The sequence below is a fragment of the Neoaquamicrobium sediminum genome (assembly GCF_013240295.1).
Classification (GTDB): Bacteria; Pseudomonadota; Alphaproteobacteria; order Rhizobiales; family Rhizobiaceae; genus Aerobium; species Aerobium sediminum.
This window is the reverse complement of the sequence record NZ_JABETK010000002.1, coordinates 836,354-853,232: the sequence shown is the minus strand read 5'-3', so window position 1 is coordinate 853,232 and position 16,879 is coordinate 836,354. Positions and strand designations below refer to the sequence as shown.

The following is a 16,879-nucleotide window of genomic DNA, read 5'->3' as shown; positions in this document are numbered from 1 at the left end:
GCCTATTTGTGGTCTTCAAGTTCCTTCAAAGCCTTCCTCAGTTGACGATCCGTCGTCGCCCAATCGGCCGGCATTTTCTGTTTAGTGTAGACGGTCAGCGCGTCGCTGAAGGCACTGACGGCCAATTTCAGGTTCTCGTGCCTCGGGGCGTAGTGCGTACCAAGCCTGTAAAATGTCTTTCCAAGATTGGCCTTGACCATCGCCCAATCGGTGGCACTGTCCTCTTCGGTGTAGATGGTGAGCGCCTCGTTGAAGGCCTCAACCGCCAAATTAAGGTGCCCCTCTGCATTAAGCCCTCCGCGCTCGCCGAGCATGGCTAGAGCCGTACCGAGATTGTTCTTGGTCATCGCCCAATCGGCGGGCGTCGCCTCGTAATTGTACACGTCGAGAGCGTCAGTGTAAGCCTCAATAGCGCGGTCAAGTTTTTTTAATCCGGCCTTGCTACGGTCGAGCTGCGCCAGCCTTTTGTAAGTGTTGCCGAGATTGTTCTTGATCATCGCCCAGACCGTAGCGGTGCTTTCGACGCCAAGTGCGGCTCTATAAGCCCTGATCGCTAGTTCTAGGTTCTGCTGTCCTTCCCTACCTTTGCGCTTCCCGAGTCTTACAAAGGCGTTGCCGAGGTTGCTTTTGACCGACGCCCATTGTCCCGGTCTTGTTTTTTTCCGATTGACGGTGAGTGCCTGCTTGTAAGCGCTTACGGCCAATTCGAGGCTCTTGCGTCGCACCGCTCCCCCTTGGAGGTCGCTGAGTTTTGAATAGGCATTGCCGAGGTTGTTCTGTACCATCGCCCATTCATGCGGCATGGTTTGCTTGGTATACAGTTTGAGCGCGTCACAATAGGCATCGACGGCAAGCTTGAGGTTCTGTCGACCTGCTGCGCCACCTTCGCGCTCACCGAGCCTGGATAGAGTGTTGCCCACGTTGTTCTTTGTCATTGGCCAGTCGTGGATGCTATCGCCCTTGGAGACGTGGAGCGCCTTCGTATACGCGTCGACGGCGCGCTTATAACTTTTCAAGACACCGAATCGTGCGCCATGTTGGTAAAGAGCCTCACCTTGCTTGAAGTATTGATCGGAGATCATGGCAACGTCCGTTTCGGGCAATGCCGCTGCCGCTTCGCCAAACAAGCTCGCTGCGCTGAGAAAATCCGATCGGGTCATGGCCATTGACGCTTCAACCTCACTAAGGCGGGCCATATTCACCGCCTCGGCGCGTCGACGTCGCAATATCGCTTGCCCGTACTCTGCTTTGGCGGCCTGGACGGCACGTTGCGCTGCGGCAAGGTCGATCTGGTGCCGGTTTTCCAACGCCGCTCTTGCGGTGGCGATGTGTGACTCGATTTCGGGGATCTCTATTGCGAGGCGACTCAACTCCCGCAACTCAGCACGGGAATGCTTTAGTTGGTTACTTGCGTCAGTTACAGCCTCGACCATTTGGGTCGCGCTGATACCACGCTGGGCGACTTCCCACAGAATCGCGACTAAGTCAGTCGGGGTCGAGTGCAGTGCGTCAGCCACTCGCTCTAAGTCAGCGCCAGGGGATTCGTCGCATTCACTCAAACCTAATTTCGTGTGAAGTAGATGCAATATTTGCTCAGTTTGACGCCCCTGTCGATGCTGTTCGATTTGAATTTGGGCAACGACGCTGCGAAGCCAGCCTAAATCTGACAGTGTCGTCCTCGCGATCGACGGCTCAAGTTTTTGATAGAGATTTGGATCGTCTTTGAAGGAAGAAACTGCTCTTTCAAAAACCGAATTGATTGCCTGCCTTGCGACATGGTTCGTTGAATACACATCGCTATACAGTGAGAATTTTTTCATCATCCCAGTAGCAATGGATTTTGGATCTAAACGCCACTGTTCAACAAGTTCGCCGATCGATGGGCGAATCTGGGGAAAAGTGTCGTTGAAATCTTGGAATACTTGCCTGACAGCCTCCGAGAATTCAGCGTTTTCAATTTGCCGTTGGATTGACCGTTCAGCTTGCTTTACAAGGCGATGCAGCGCAGCAGCGCACTCATCGTTTCGGCTCGATTGAAGTTGTACGCCGAGCTGCGACGCGAGAATGAATGCCCCTGATGCTGGTTCAGCAACGACGGCCAGCGCAGGTCCCTCAGCCGCAGTTGCGAGAGCTGCCCATGCGACGGCCCCGACCATCCCAACTATCTTGTCAGCACAACTAGAAATTTTCATAGCTCCCCCCCGTTACCTAATCTGAATAATATTTTGCGGGCGGACAAGTCATCTATTACCCTCGCCAGCGCCCCCGCCGCGTGCCGCTTGGATATGCCCACTAAGCTGATGACGGCGCTAAGTTAATACCAGCGCACCGGTGAACAGCGCGCCTTGACCAGTGAGCCGTTCTGAGCGGATTCACTCAGCATGTCGGGCCGCACCCCCGTCTCGGTCGCTGCTGCTCCGACATTGGAGCAAAATAGGAACAAATGCCTTGACGGCTCACGCAGTCGGATGTTTCATCGGGTCCGGGAATTGCAGAAGGACACGACTTCATGGCTACGGAGCAGACGCTGCCGCAGAGCGGCGAAGCTTTGATTTCAGAGTTGGTGGAGAAGCGCGGTAGTGAGCGCGAGGCGTTGCCCACAGTGTTCGCCGCCTATGTCGATCTCCTGCGTGAATACGAATTGACGCTAACGGCTGTATCTGTCGGCTATTCGCGCGGCTGGCACCACAGGGATGCGCCATGACCAAGCGCAGCAGTTCGATACCATCTCCCGCCACGATTGACAGGAAATAGCCGCATCAGATCGCCCTTGCTCAAGACATCTGCCGCGGACGCAAGTTCGACCTGATCCGCCCATTCTGCATCGCGCTACCCACGGCGGTCAGCTCGTCGACACATACGAGGACCTAAATCCGATTTCGGGGGCGAGGCGAATGCCGCCAATTGGGTACTGATCCCGTTACCGCTATAAACGGATAACTCGTGGCTTCCAAAAGCAGCCATTTCACGTCATTCCAGCGCTTCCTGCTGCCATCCTCTTAACGTCGAGTCAAATGATCCAGATCATACCTCCCATGGTAACCTCGAGTTCAAAATACTCGTTTAGAGGAAGCAAAAAATGCCTGATGAAGCGCCTCGCAAAGATTGAATCATGAACGAATTGCTGAAAGAAATTCCTCATCGAATTCTTGATTTGGCAAAAGGCGCCCTAGCGCAGGCGAATATGCATTCGACCTTTGCTGATCCGGGAAACGAGCATTGGGATTTCATATGCGTCCTGAACACCGCTCACGCAGGTGAACTTTTTCTCAAGGCTGCAGTTGCGAAAGAACATCCGCTACTAATATTCAAGGATTTGTTTGGGTTTGAACCGCTCCGGGTTTGCCGGAGGCTCCAACTCCTGAGAAGGTGGAGCCATCATGAGCAAGACGACGAACAAGTTTTCCCCGGAAGTGCGCCAGCGAGCCGTGCGGCTGGTGCTGGATCACGAACATGAACATCCCTCCCGGTGGGCTGCGGTCATGTCGATCGCGTCCAAGATCGGCTGCACGGGCCAGACGCTGAACGAGTGGGTGAAGAAGTCCGAGGTAGACGCCGGCAAGCGCGCCGGTGTGCCGACGGACATGGCGGCAAAGCTGAAGGCGCTAGAGAGGGAGAACCGGGAGCTTCGGCAGGCCAACGAGATCCTGCGCAAGGCTTCCGCTTATTTTGCCCAGGCGGAGCTCGACCGCCCGTTCAAACGATGATCGGGTTCATAGACGATCACCGCGGGGTCCATGGGGTCGAGCCGATCTGCAAGGTTCTGCCGATCGCCCCGTCGACCTACCACGACCACGTCGCCAAGCGCGTCGATCCGGAGAAGCTGTCGGCGCGGGCGAAGCGGGACGGTGTCCTGAGGCCTGAGATCGAGCGCGTCTTCGCCGAGAACTTCGAGGTCTATGGCGCGCGCAAGGTCTGGCGGCAGATGCTGCGTGAAGGCTTCGCCGTCGCGCGCTGCACGGTCGAGCGGCTGATGGCCGACCTCGGCCTTCAGGGCGTCATCCGCGGCAAGCCGATCCGCACCACGGTGCAGGACAAGGCCGCCCCGTGCCCGCTCGACCATGTGAACCGGGTCTTCCATGCCCCCGCGCCGAACAGGCTGTGGCTGTCGGACTTCACCTACGTCAGCACCTGGTCCGGCTTCGTTTACGTGGCCTTCGTCATCGATGCCTATGCCCGCCGCATCGTCGGCTGGCGGGTGAGCAGGACCGCCCATGCGGGCTTTGTCCTCGATGCTCTCGAACAGGCCCTGCACGAACGGCGGCCCATCCACCGCGGCGGCCTGGTGCACCATTCCGACAGGGGGTCTCAATATGTCAGCATCCGCTACACCGAGCGACTGGCCGAAGCCGGCATCGAACCCTCCGTCGGCAGTGTGGGCGATTCCTACGACAATGCTCTCGCCGAGACGATCAACGGCCTCTACAAGGCCGAGGTCATTCATCGGCGCGGGCCATGGCGTAGCTTCGAGGCCGTAGAGTTCGCCACGCTGACCTGGGTCGACTGGTTCAACAATCGCCGGCTGCTGGAGCCCATCGGCAACATCCCGCCGGCGGAAGCCGAGGAACGCTACTACGCCATGCTGGAAGAACCAGCCATGGCCGCGTGACTCAAAAGAAACGGCCTCCGGCAAACCCGGGGCGGTTCACCCCACCGTTACGGGCATTCATTTCATAGGTTCACCTCCAAAGAAATTGGAAGGTGATGCCCCGAACCAGATTTAGGGTTGCGGACCTTTTTGGAGAAATATCTCTCCGGGTATTTCGATATAGCTCCCTGCTTGAATCCCCCGGTGTCCCCGAGAGAACCTGAGGCGATCCTATACCGCGCAATCTCTGCCACCATGTGCAATTACACCCGCCTCCAATTGACGTTCGCCCATGCCTTTCGAGCCATGCGTTATGCACATTTCCTACAATAAATATTAGAATAAACCCTACCCGCCGGAAAATGTCGGCCTTGCCGCCGAGCGCGGACTGCTGATAACGGAAATGCCCTTCGGCTGGGAGCCGCGCGCCCGCGACTTTCCGCGACGGAACAGGCTGGTCGCGGGTCTTGGTCTCGGATTGGTTGTGGTGGAAGCCGCGTTGAGATCCGGCTCGCTCATCTCCGCCAGGCTGGCGGGCGAAATGGGCCGCATCGTCTTCGCCGTTCCCGGTTCGCCGCTCGATCCGCGCGCGGCCGGGGCCAACGGGTTGCTCAAGGACGGCGCGTCGATCGTCACCGAGGCGCGCGACGTGCTGGACGTTCTGGCGCCGCTGGCCGGATCACCGTCCATCTCGCCGGTGTCCCCGCTCGAGGAGCCGCCAGACTTCTCCACGCCCCCGCCAGACGACAGCGACCGTGCGCGCCTCATGGAAGCTCTTGGACCGGTGCCGACGCCGATAGACGAGATCATTCATCACACGGGGCTTCACCCGGCGCAGGTGTTTCTCATCCTACTGGAACTTGACCTTGCGGGCAGGATCGAAAGGCACGGCGGTGGCTGGGTTTCGCTGCTCGCCGCCGACCCGTAAGGGACGATCGCCGCGGATGATGTCGCTGACTTCCACGTAGGCCATCTCTATCAGATAGGCCAGCATGTCACAGCGTTCGGCCTGCGCCATCGTTCGCATCTGGCCGAGCATGGACTGCATATAGTCCAGCCTATCGGTACGTCGTCGGTTGAGTTGCTGTTGCATCTGCTACCCCGTTTCGCACATTTGCCAGGGCCTGCCGCAGCCCGTGGCTACGCGGTTGCATGATTTCGTCAAAGCAACCCTTGCGTTAATTAGAGGCTATTCAATTTATCTAAAATTGCAACTGGTCGCGTTGCATTTTCTGGTTGTATTTCGGTCCAGCCATTTGGTGAAATGCCCCAAGGGCCTTGACCGGACAGCAAAGCACGGCCATGTGACGGGCTGTTTTTTCAGTTGTTAGAGCGGCGCGGAAGCTATCTGCGCCTTGGGGAAATACGCCAGCACATGGACGTCGTCGTCGTCGAATCGCCTGCAAAGGCCAAGACAATCAACAAATATCTCGGCTCGAACTACAAGGTTCTGGCCTCGTTCGGCCATGTCCGGGACCTCCCAGCCAAGGACGGTTCCGTACGGCCTGACGACGACTTTTCGATGTCGTGGGAGGTGGATGGCCCCTCTTCCAAGCGGCTTGGCGATATAGCCAAGGCTATGAAGGAGGCCGACAGTCTCATCCTCGCAACCGACCCGGATCGCGAAGGAGAGGCCATATCCTGGCACGTGCTTGAGGTGCTTCGGCAAAAGAAGGCGCTGAAAGACAAGCCGGTCAGCCGCGTCGTCTTCAACGCGATCACCAAGAAATCGGTGCTCGACGCGATGGCAAACCCACGCGAGATCGACGCGCCGCTGGTCGACGCCTATCTGGCGCGCCGGGCTCTCGATTATCTCGTCGGTTTTACGCTGTCGCCCGTCCTGTGGCGCAAGCTGCCGGGCGCACGTTCCGCCGGCCGCGTCCAGTCGGTCGCGCTGCGTCTCGTCTGCGACCGAGAGGCCGAGATCGAGCGCTTCGTGCGCGAGGACTACTGGCAGATAGCCGCGCTGCTCGCGACGCCCCGGCTGGAGGACTTCGAGGCACGCCTGACCGCGTTCGAAGGCAAGAAGCTGCAGAAGCTCGACATCAAGAGCGCGGAACAGGCAGCCGACATCAAGGCCATGCTGGAAGGTGCGGCGTTCAAGGCGCTTTCCGTCGAGGCCAAGCCGACCCGGCGCAACCCGGCGCCGCCCTTCACCACCTCCACCCTGCAGCAGGCTGCATCCTCGCAGCTTGGCTTCTCGGCATCGCGCACCATGCAGGTGGCGCAGCGGCTCTATGAAGGCGTCGAGATCGGCGGTGAAACCACCGGTCTCATCACCTACATGCGTACCGACGGCGTGCAGATGGCGCCTGAGGCCATCGACGCCGCACGTTCCATGATTGGCGCGGAATACGGCGAGAAATACCTGCCCGAAAAGCCGCGGATTTATTCCACGAAGGCCAAGAACGCCCAGGAAGCGCACGAGGCGGTACGCCCCACCGACTTCCGTCGCTCGCCCGCCGAGGTTCGCAAATATCTCGAGCCGGACCAGGCGCGGCTTTATGAAATCATCTGGAAGCGGGCGATGGGCAGCCAGATGCAGCCAGCCGAGATCGAGCGCACGACAGTCGAGATCGAGGCATCGAACGGCTCTCGCACGGCCAATCTGCGCGCCATCGGCTCGGTGATCCGCTTCGACGGGTTCCTGGCGGCCTATACCGAGCAGAAGGACGAAGACGCCGAGGACGAGGACGCGCGCCGCCTGCCCGAGATCAAGCCGGGCGAGACGCTGTCGCGCAAATCGGTGACGGTGACCCAGCACACGACCGAACCGCCGCCGCGCTATTCCGAGGCTTCTCTCATCAAGAAGATGGAAGAGCTCGGCATTGGCCGGCCTTCAACCTATGCGGCCACGCTGAAGACGCTCGAAGACCGCGACTACGTGGCCATCGAAAAGCGCCGGCTCATGCCGCAGGCCAAGGGACGGCTGGTCACGGCTTTTCTGGAAAACTTCTTCGAGCGCTATGTGGAGTACGACTTCACCGCCGCACTCGAGGAGAAGCTGGACGAGATTTCCGACGGCAAGCTGTCCTGGAAGGACGTGTTGCGCGACTTCTGGAAGGACTTTTCCGGTCACGTCGACGAGATCAAGGAACTGCGCGTCACAGAGGTGCTGGACGCGCTCAACGAAGAACTGGCACCGCTGGTGTTCCCGGATCGCGAAGACGGCTCCAATCCGCGCATCTGCCCGAAATGCGGCAACGGCAACCTGTCGCTCAAGCTTGGCAAGTTCGGCGCCTTCGTCGGCTGCTCCAACTACCCGGAATGCGGCTACACGCGCCAGCTGGGCGAAGCAGCCAACGGTAATGGCGAGGGTGGTGATGGCGGCGACCGGCTGCTCGGCAAGGACCCCTACACCAACGAAGAGATCGTATTGAAGAACGGCCGCTTCGGCCCCTACGTCCAGCGCGGCGAAGGCAAGGAGGCCAAGCGCTCCAGCCTGCCCAAGGGCTGGACGCCGGACACGATGGATCATGAAAAGGCGCTGGCGCTGCTTTCACTGCCGCGTGACGTCGGCCAGCATCCGGAGAGCGGCAAGATGATCTCGGCGGGCCTCGGACGCTACGGACCATTCGTGCTGCACGACGGCACCTATGCCAATCTCGATCGATCGAGGACGTGTTCTCGATCGGCCTCAATCGCGCCGTGACGGTCATTGCCGAGAAGAAGTCGAAATTCGCCAACGGCAAGGGCCGCGCGACGCCGGCCGCGCTGAAGGAACTCGGCGATCATCCCGACGGCGGGCCGATCACCGTGCGTGACGGACGCTACGGCCCCTATGTCAACTGGGGCAAGGTCAACGCGACGCTGCCCAAGGGCAAGGAACCGACCTCGGTCACTGTCGAGGAGGCGCTGGAGTTGATCGCGGCTAAGGGCGGCGGCACGAAAAAGGCGTCTGGTAAGAAGACGGCTGCGAAGAAGCCGGCAGCGAAGAAGAAGCCTGCGGCCAAGAAGTCCGCGAAGAAAGAGGAATAAGGCGACTTGGCGAAGCGCATTCCCGGCAGCAAGGGCGGTGACGCTTCGCGCAGCTTTCGCCCCTCGCGTGAGGACATCCTCCGTTTCATCAAGGAAAACCCCGATCAGGCCGGCAAGCGTGAGCTTGCGCGCGCCTTTGGTCTCAAGGGGCCGGATCGCGTCTGGCTGAAGGACCTGCTGGGCGAATTGCAGGACGAGGGTCTCCTGGAAAAGCGGGCCAAGCGCTTTACCCGCCCCGGCGCGCTTCCGCATGTGGTTGTGCTCGACATCTTCTCGCGCGATGCCGACGGCCTGCTTCTGGCACGCCCGACCGAGTGGCCGGAGGAAAACGGCGCGGCCCCGACCGTTTCGATCCGCCCACGCCGCGCCGACAAGGCGCGCGTGCCGGGCGTTGGCGAACGTGTCCTAGCAAAGGTTTTTCCGTCCGACGAAACGAGCGGCCCGGCCTACACCGGCCGGGTGATGAAGGTGTTCGAGAAGCGGCGCGAAGCCGTTCTCGGTGTCTTCCGTACGGCGCGCGACGGCACGTTCCGTATCGAGCCGGTCGAACGGCGCCAGGCTGAGCTCATCGTCGATCCCGATTATGCCGCCAACGCAAAGAACGGCGACCTCGTGGAGGTAGAGCAGGTTTCGAGCGGCCGTTACGGACTGCCGAAGGCCAAGGTACTGACCGTGCTCGGCTCTCTGGAAAGCGAGAAGGCGGTCTCCATGATCGCCATCCACGCGCACGACATTCCGCACATCTTCCCGCCCGAGGTGCTGGAGGAGGCGGAAGCCGCCAGACCGGCCACGCTCCAGGGCCGCGAGGATTTCCGATCCCTGCCACTTCTCACCATCGACCCCGCCGATGCCAAGGATCACGACGACGCGGTTCACGCCGAGCCCGACACGGACGAGAAGAACCCGGGCGGGTATATCGTCACCGTCGCGATCGCCGATGTCGCGGCCTACATCACGGTTGGCTCGGCGCTCGACCGCGAGGCGCTGAAGCGTGGCAACTCCGTCTATTTTCCGGACCGGGTCGTGCCGATGCTGCCCGAGCGTATCTCAAACGATCTCTGCTCCCTGCGGGAAGGCGAAGATCGCCCTGCCCTTGCCGTGCGGATGACGTTTTCGGCCGAAGGGCGCAAGATCCGGCACAGTTTTCACCGCATCATGATGCGCTCGGTCGCGAAGCTCGCCTATACGCAGGCGCAGGCCGCCATCGACGGCACAACCGATGACAAGACGGCGCCTTTTCTGGAAACGGTGCTGCGTCCGCTTTGGGACGCCTATGCTGCCCTGCGGCGTGGCCGCAAGGAGCGCGCGCCGCTGGAGCTCGACCTGCCGGAGCGCAAGATCCTGCTCAAGGAAGACGGAACCGTTGATCGCGTGATCGTGCCGGACCGGCTGGATGCCCACAAGCTGATCGAAGAATTCATGATCCAGGCGAACGTGGCGGCCGCGGAAACGCTGGAAGCGAAGCGCCAGCCGCTCATCTATCGCATCCACGACGCGCCGTCGCTCGCCAAGCAGGAATCGCTGCGCGAGTTCCTGCAGACGATCGGGCTCTCGCTGGCACGCGGCGCGCAGATGAAGCCGTCTTCCTTCAACGGCATATTGTCGCGGGTGTCGGGCTCCGATCAGGAAGCTTTGGTCAACGAAGTGGTGCTGCGCACACAGAGCCAGGCCGTCTACGCGCCGGAGAATATCGGTCATTTCGGCCTCAATCTGCGCCGTTATGCCCACTTCACTTCGCCGATCCGCCGCTATGCCGACCTGATCGTGCATCGCGCCCTGATCGGTGCGCTGGGCCTTGGCAAGGAAGGCATTTCCAAGGGCGAGGAAGAGCGTCTGGAGGAGATTTCAGCGCTGATTTCGGCAACCGAACGCCGCGCCATGGCGGCAGAACGCGAAACGGTGGACCGGCTGATTGCGGCCCATCTCGCCACACGCGTCGAGGAGGCGTTTCACGGTCGCATCTCCGGCGTCACAAAGGCGGGACTATTTGTCCAGTTGCCGCAATACGGTGCCGACGGCTTTATCCCGGTGTCGTCACTGGGTGACGACTACTATATGTTTGACGAGGCCGCGCGCGCGCTTTTCGGTGAACGCTCGGGCAAGGGCTACCAGCTCGCCGACTCGGTGGAGGTGAAACTGGTGGAAGTGACGCCGCTGGCAGGCTCGATGCGCTTCGAGATGCTGAGCGAGCCGAAGCCCCTGCCCGGTTCGAAGCAGTCCTTCCACAAGGCGCGCCGTGGCAAGTCGCAATCGCGCCGCACGCAGAGCCGTGGCCGCGCAAGGAGACGATGATGGAACAGCAGGTTTTTGGCCGCGCCGCGACGAACGACCGCCAGCTCATGCGCGCTATGGCGCGCGGTTTCATGGGCCGCTGCCCGCATTGCGGTGAAGGCCGTCTCTTCGGTCGCTTCCTGAAAGTTGCAGATCGCTGCGATGCCTGTGGCGAAGAGTATCATCATCACCGCGCCGACGACCTGCCGGCCTACCTGGTGATCTTCATCGTCGGCCATATCGTCGTTGGTGCATTCATGGGCGTCGAGCGCATGGTCGAGCTTTCGACCTGGCAGCACCTGGCGATCTGGACGCCGCTGACGCTCATTTCCACCATTGCGCTGCTTCAGCCCGTCAAGGGCGCGGTTGTCGGGCTACAATGGGCCCTGCGCATGCACGGCTTCTCCGGCCGCCCAGACGCGCTGGAAACGCATCCGGAACTCTGAAGACGTGGTGAGAGAGGGTCGGGCCATGGAAGGCATGACGCGCGCTGAAGTCGACAAGGTCGAGAACAAGGATTTTGCGCTCGGCGCGGGCCCCAAGCGGCCGCGTGATGCTGCGACGCTGATCCTGCTCGACCGGGACGGGCGTGACGTGCGCGTGCTCATGGGCCGGCGCCATATGCGCCACGCCTTCATGCCCGGCAAATTTGTGTTTCCTGGCGGCCGGACCGATCCCGCCGACAGCCGCATTCCCGTGGCTGCCGGCCTTCACCCCGATGTCGAGAGCAAACTTGTCAACGCCCGTACCACAGTTGCGCGGGCGCGCGCGATTGCCATGTCGGCGCTGCGCGAGACATACGAGGAAGCCGGCCTTCTGATTGGCCGCAAAGGCGCATTCGAGACGGGCAAGGCCGACTGGGCGGGTTTTGCGGAAAACAGTGTCTGCCCGTCGCTCGACAGGCTTCGTTTCATCGCACGCGCCATCACGCCCCCGGCCGCGTCCGTCGCTTCGACACGCGTTTTCTGGCCGCCTTCAAGGACGATGTGGCGGTCGAGCTGCCGGATGGCGGCCCGACAAACGAACTGGAAGAAATCGTCTGGCTGCCTATCAGCCAGGCCAAGGAAGCCGACATTCCCGCGATCACCCGCACCGTGCTGGGCGATCTCGAAACGCAGTTGAAGGAAGATCCCGAGCTTTCGCCCGGCTGCCCGGCGCCGTTCTACTACATGCGTCACAACCGCTTCTGCCGCGACGTCCTCTGACCCCTCCTAACAATCGCAGGTGACCCCGATGGCGACTGCGCCGGCCGCTCCGCAGCATGAGCCCGAAGTCGCTATGCGATGGCTCTCGATAGGCGCGGCGATCGCGTCGATCAGCGTCGTCGGCATCGCCATCGGCCTCGGTGTGCCGCTGCTGTCTGTCATCCTCGAATCACGCGGCTATTCGGCGACGATGATCGGCGCAAACACGGCTGTAGCCGGTATCGCCTCGATTCTCGCAGCTCCCTTCGCGACGCCGCTCGCTATCCGCTTCGGCGTGGTGCCGACGATGCTGGGCATGATCGTGGCCGGAGGGCTGGCTTTCGTGGGCTTCTATTTTGCGCCGGCCTTCTGGATGTGGTTCCCGCTGCGGGCCGTCCTGCACTTCGCGCTGACGGTTCTTTTCATCCTGTCGGAGTTCTGGATTTCCACATCGGCACCGCCTCACCGCCGCGGGCTCGTGCTTGGACTGTATGCAACGGTGCTGTCGCTCGGTTTTGCATTCGGACCATTCCTCTTCTCGCTCGTCGGATCGAGCGGATTTGCGCCGTTCGGCATAACCTTCGCGCTGGTGATGCTGGCAGCGCTGCCTGTCGCAAGCGCCTGGCGGGAAAGCCCGCGACTGTCCGGTCCGGCAACCCAGGTCGCCAGTGGCTTTGCCCGCTATATCTGGATGGTGCCGATGGCGACAGCTGCCGTGCTGGTCTTCGGGGCGGTTGAAACCGGCGGTTTTGCGCTGTTTCCCGTCTATGGGTCGCGCATCGGCTATTCCGAGGCGGATGCCGCGCTGCTCCTGACTGCGGTGGGTCTCGGCAACGTCGTGCTGCAAATACCGCTGGGGCTTCTCAGCGACCGCATGCGCGACCGCAGGCATCTGCTGGTGATCTGCGCTCTGGTGGGTCTGGTGGGCGTGCTGGCCCTGCCCTCGGTGTCCGGTAACTGGCATGCCAGCGCCGCAATCCTGTTTCTGTGGGGCGGCGTCGTGGCCGGCCTCTACACGATCGGGCTTGCGCATCTGGGCGCGCGTCTCTCAGGCCGCGACCTTGCGTCAGCCAACGCGGCGTTCGTGCTCTGCTATGGCATCGGTATGCTTATCGGCCCGCAGGCGATCGGCATCGGGATGGACATCGCCGGGCCAGACGGATTTGCGTGGTCGATCGCACTGTTCTTCTCGCTTTATCTCGCGCTTGCCGCTTTCAGGCTCGCGGTTCGCGCGCCCTCGGCTGATCGGGCTTGACTTTCCGCCAGTGTTCTTTATGTGTCCGCGCGAGTTTTCCGCAACCGGGCTGCCGCCCGTATCGATGCGGCGACCCCACCCTTAGGATAGCGGACAGGTAACATGGCCAAGGCTACGACCATCAAGATCAAGCTTCTGTCGACCGCCGACACCGGCTTCTTCTACGTCACCAGCAAGAACAGCCGGACGATGACGGAGAAGATGACCAAGCGTAAGTACGACCCGATCGCCAAGAAGCACGTCGATTTCAAGGAAGCGAAGATCAAGTAATCTCGCGCTTTCGTACGACAGAAAAGGGCCGCCCTCCGGGCGGCTTTTTTGTTTGCGACTTCCGTCATCCGACAGACAAGTATGCGCACGTGTGGGCATCCAACGGCTCTGAAGCGTTGGAGAGCCGGTCGTATTTCTCGAGGCAGTTTTGTTGAGAAAAGGGGGCCGGTCGGCAGCTGGCAGCGGTACGAGGAGGCCACTTGTCGCCAGCGCCGGCCGGCCGACCCCACGGACCCAGGAGATGCGGCGGACCTGAGCATCATGGGGTGTTTGCTGGGCGTAAGCGGACAGCCCTCTGCCCGTCCGCCTTACCCAAGGTGACACTCGCTCAACAGGCCAAAGAAAGCAATAGTTTCTTAACTATCGCCGCAGACTGTTATTGATTACGGTAAATTTTTGGGAGCCATCACCGAGCGATTCGTTCCCGGCTTCTTTATCCGGCAAGTTATGCCGCGGCAGCCACCACGCGATTGCGCCCGCCGTTCTTGGCTTCGTAGAGCGCCACATCCGCACGCTTCATCATCGCCTCGACAGTATCGGGAGCGGTCGTTGCCATTGCGGAGACGCCGACGCTGACAGTGACGGGGATCGTCTTTCCGTCGGCACCGATCGAGAACGCGGTCTGCTCTATCTGGGCTCGTATCCGTTCGGCCACCTTCTCCGCGACCACGCCATCCGTATCCGGCATGACGATGACGAATTCCTCACCGCCCATTCGGCAGGCCAGATCGATGCCGCGTACGTTCTTTCGAAGCCGGCTCGCGAATTCGCGCAAGACCTCGTCACCGACGTCGTGGCCCCAGGTGTCGTTGATCGACTTAAAGCGGTCGATGTCGGCGATCATCATCGACAGCGGCCGGCGGCGGCTGCGCGCACGGTCGAACAGCGTCGCAAGGTGGCTGTCCAGATAGCGCCGGTTGTGCAGGCCGGTCAGGCCATCCGTCACCGCCATCTCGATCGTCTCGGCCACGCTCGCCCGCAGGTGATCGTTGTAGCGCCTGCGCTTGACCTGCGTTGCCAGCCTGGCGATCAGCTCGTGCTGGTCGATGGGGCGAACAAGGTAATCGTTGACGCCAAGTTCGAGCGCGCGCACCAGCCGCTCCTCCTCGCCTCCATCAGCGAGGAGCATGATCGGGACGAAGCGCGTGCGATCCAGCGTACGGAGCTGCGAGCAGAGCCGAAGCGGATCGTAGCCCGCCAGGTCCGTCGAAATGATCACGCAGTCGAAGCCGCCCTCGGCGGCCTGGAAAAAGGCAGCCTGCGGATCGTCTGCAATGGCCAGCGTGCATCGGCCGCGCAGCATCCTGGCAATGCGCTCGCCAGCCGTCTTACGCGTTTCCACCAGCAGCACGTTCGCCTCGCCATCGGCGGCTATGTCACGGCGGCTCAGCAGCTCCTCGATGCCGATGTTTCGGGTCGTCGCGGCGCGTAGGCGCAATTCGTCTGTGAGGGTCTTCAACCTCACGAGGCTCTTTACCCGCGTCATCAGTTGCAGATCGTTCACCGGCTTCGTCAGGAAATCGTCGGCGCCGGCCTCCAGGCCGCGCACACGGTCCGACACCTGATCCAGAGCGGTCACCATGACAACCGGAACGTGATGCGTTGCCGGGTCGGCCTTGAGCCTGCGACAGACCTCGAAGCCATCCATGTCCGGCATCATCACGTCGAGAAGAACGACGTCGACCTTGCTGTTTTCGCAGATTTCAAGCGCCTCGGCGCCATTGTGTGCGACCAATACCTCGAAGTACTCGGCCAGCAGACGCGCTTCCAGGAGCTTCACGTTGGCCGGGACGTCATCGACGACAAGGATTCTCGCGGTCATCAGGCGTCGCCCAGATAGGATTTGATGGTTTCGATGAACTTGCCAACGCTGATGGGCTTGGAAATGTAAGCCTCGCACCCGCCCTGGCGAATGCGCTCCTCATCGCCTTTCATCGCGAAAGCGGTGACGGCAATGACCGGGATTCGATGCAACTCGTCATCTTCCTTCAGCCATTTGGTCACTTCCAGTCCCGAAACCTCGGGAAGCTGAATGTCCATGAGGATGAGATCGGGTTTGTGCGCACGCGCCAGATCCAGCGCCTCGAGCCCGTTGCGGGTGCGCACCGTCTCGTATCCGCTTGCTTCGATGAGGTCGCGGAAGAGCTTCATGTTCAGCTCGTTGTCCTCGACGATCATCACCTTCTTCGACATATCAGCCCTGCCCGCATGGCTTCATTAACGCAGCCCGCCCTCGTTCGCTGCATGAAACAACGACTCTGACGGATAGCCTAACGCAATTTGATTGACGAAAGGAAAACCCAGTTGCAGCGCCTGCTTGCAGCAAACCGCCCGGTTGCGTTACAGCCTGCTTCATGTCCAGACCACCAGTCTCCCGTTTTGAGCGAATGGATGCAAGCCAGGCCGAGGCGCTGGCTATTTCCGCTCTTGGCTTCGTCGCCGCAGACCCGGCCTTGCTGCCCCGGTTCCTCGCGCTTTCCGGCATCGAGGCATCGCAGATACGCCAGGCCGCGGGCGAACCCGGCTTTCTGGCGGGCGTCCTGCAATTCATACTGGCCCACGAGCCTACGCTTACCGCATTCTGTGAAGCGACTGCCACCGAGCCCACACGTGTATCGGCGGCCCTGCGTGCCCTTCCCTTCGGCGACGACCACTTCGAGGCCTCGACATGAGCAGTATCGATCCGGAAACACTGCGCCAGATCGAGGAACTGTCGCATGACGACCGACCGCTTCTGGTTCTGGATGTCGATGATGTGCTGCTCGAATTCATCAGACCGTTCCCGCGTTACCTGAGCGAACAAGGCTACCGGTTGGACATGGGTAGCTTCCGGCTGACCGGCAATGTCTTCCATCTGGAAACCGGTGTGGCTGCCGAGCAGCGCCAGGTAAGCGAATTGCTTGGCAATTTCTTCGACAGCCAGGCGTTGTGGCAAACGTTGACCGAGGGTGCTGCCGATGCGCTCGATACGATCTCCCGCGACGCGGAGATCGTGCTCCTGACCGCCATGCCCCACCGCCATCGCGACGTGCGGCGAAAACACCTCGACGAACTGGGCCTGCCCTACCCGCTTCTGACCACGGAGATGGCCAAGGGGCCGGCGATCCTGCGCCTGCGTGGCGAGAGCGAGCGACCGGTGGCGTTCGTCGACGACATGCCGCACAACCTTGTTTCGGCACGGCAGTTCGTACCCGATGCGCATCTGTTCCATCTGATGGCCGACAACTCGCTGCGTGCGCTGCTTCCGCCGGTAACCGACAATATACTTGTCGTGGAAGACTGGCCGGAGGCCGGCGGACGGATCGCAGACGCGCTCGGCCTCTGATTGTCGCC

11 protein-coding genes, 3 pseudogenes and 1 other annotated feature are annotated in these 16,879 nt (G+C 61.2%); of the genes and pseudogenes, 11 read left to right on the top strand and 3 right to left on the bottom strand.

Annotated features, from left to right (window positions below; all coding sequences use genetic code 11):
* Positions 1-2: 2 nt before the first annotated feature.
* Positions 3-2,156: a tetratricopeptide repeat protein gene (locus HK436_RS31475; RefSeq protein WP_173191352.1), complete on the bottom strand. Its 2,154-nt coding sequence runs from the start codon at positions 2,154-2,156 to the stop codon at positions 3-5.
* Between the two features lie 353 nt (positions 2,157-2,509).
* On the opposite strand from HK436_RS31475, the gene HK436_RS16020 reads away from it, so the two are divergent.
* The 9 genes and pseudogenes from HK436_RS16020 to rpmG all read left to right on the top strand — a co-directional run bounded on the left by HK436_RS16020 (position 2,510) and on the right by rpmG (position 13,546).
* On the top strand, positions 2,510-2,704 hold the full coding sequence (locus HK436_RS16020; protein ID WP_173191350.1) for a hypothetical protein: 195 nt from the start codon (positions 2,510-2,512) through the stop codon (positions 2,702-2,704).
* Positions 2,705-3,380: 676 nt separating this feature from the next.
* A protein-coding gene (locus tag HK436_RS16015; protein WP_173187516.1) for an IS3 family transposase occupies positions 3,381-4,609 on the top strand; the annotation gives its coding sequence in 2 pieces (ribosomal slippage) (positions 3,381-3,669 and positions 3,669-4,609; 1,230 coding nt in all).
* Positions 3,662-3,778 (top strand) — a sequence feature (AL1L pseudoknot). It overlaps the preceding gene by 117 nt.
* Before the next feature lie 325 nt (positions 4,610-4,934).
* Positions 4,935-5,516: pseudogene (locus HK436_RS16010) on the top strand (DNA-processing protein DprA); the annotation flags it as partial.
* A gap of 447 nt (positions 5,517-5,963) precedes the next feature.
* Positions 5,964-8,566 (top strand): annotated as a pseudogene (gene topA, locus HK436_RS16005) (type I DNA topoisomerase).
* 6 nt (positions 8,567-8,572) lie between these two features.
* The gene (gene rnr / locus HK436_RS16000) at positions 8,573-10,858 is read left to right on the top strand and encodes a ribonuclease R (RefSeq protein WP_173191346.1); all 2,286 of its coding nucleotides are present in this window, start codon (positions 8,573-8,575) and stop codon (positions 10,856-10,858) included.
* The gene (locus HK436_RS15995; RefSeq protein WP_173193529.1) at positions 10,858-11,283 is read left to right on the top strand and encodes a DUF983 domain-containing protein; all 426 of its coding nucleotides are present in this window, start codon (positions 10,858-10,860) and stop codon (positions 11,281-11,283) included. Before rnr ends, HK436_RS15995 begins: the two co-directional genes overlap by 1 nt.
* Before the next feature lie 25 nt (positions 11,284-11,308).
* Positions 11,309-12,042: pseudogene (locus HK436_RS15990) on the top strand (NUDIX hydrolase).
* A gap of 28 nt (positions 12,043-12,070) precedes the next feature.
* Positions 12,071-13,276, top strand: coding sequence for an MFS transporter (locus tag HK436_RS15985; RefSeq protein ID WP_244648992.1), 1,206 nt, complete (start codon positions 12,071-12,073; stop codon positions 13,274-13,276).
* A 102-nt stretch (positions 13,277-13,378) separates the two neighbouring features.
* Complete coding sequence (gene rpmG / locus HK436_RS15980) at positions 13,379-13,546, top strand: 50S ribosomal protein L33 (protein ID WP_173191344.1); 168 nt, start codon at positions 13,379-13,381, stop codon at positions 13,544-13,546.
* 445 nt (positions 13,547-13,991) lie between these two features.
* Here rpmG and HK436_RS15975 read toward each other — a convergent pair whose 3' ends face one another.
* Positions 13,992-15,368 carry a PleD family two-component system response regulator gene (locus tag HK436_RS15975; RefSeq protein WP_173191342.1) on the bottom strand — a complete coding sequence of 459 codons (1,377 nt, stop codon included), beginning with the start codon at positions 15,366-15,368 and terminating at the stop codon, positions 13,992-13,994.
* Complete coding sequence (locus tag HK436_RS15970; RefSeq protein WP_173191340.1) at positions 15,368-15,739, bottom strand: response regulator; 372 nt, start codon at positions 15,737-15,739, stop codon at positions 15,368-15,370. The genes HK436_RS15975 and HK436_RS15970 overlap by 1 nt, the downstream gene beginning before the upstream one ends.
* Before the next feature lie 194 nt (positions 15,740-15,933).
* Here HK436_RS15970 and HK436_RS15965 point away from each other — a divergent pair, with 194 nt between their 5' ends.
* Positions 15,934-16,218, top strand: coding sequence for a DUF3572 domain-containing protein (locus HK436_RS15965; protein ID WP_173191338.1), 285 nt, complete (start codon positions 15,934-15,936; stop codon positions 16,216-16,218).
* A complete protein-coding gene (locus HK436_RS15960) occupies positions 16,215-16,871 on the top strand; it encodes a hypothetical protein (protein WP_173191336.1) in 657 nt (218 codons plus the stop codon). Before HK436_RS15965 ends, HK436_RS15960 begins: the two co-directional genes overlap by 4 nt.
* Positions 16,872-16,879 lie beyond the last annotated feature (8 nt).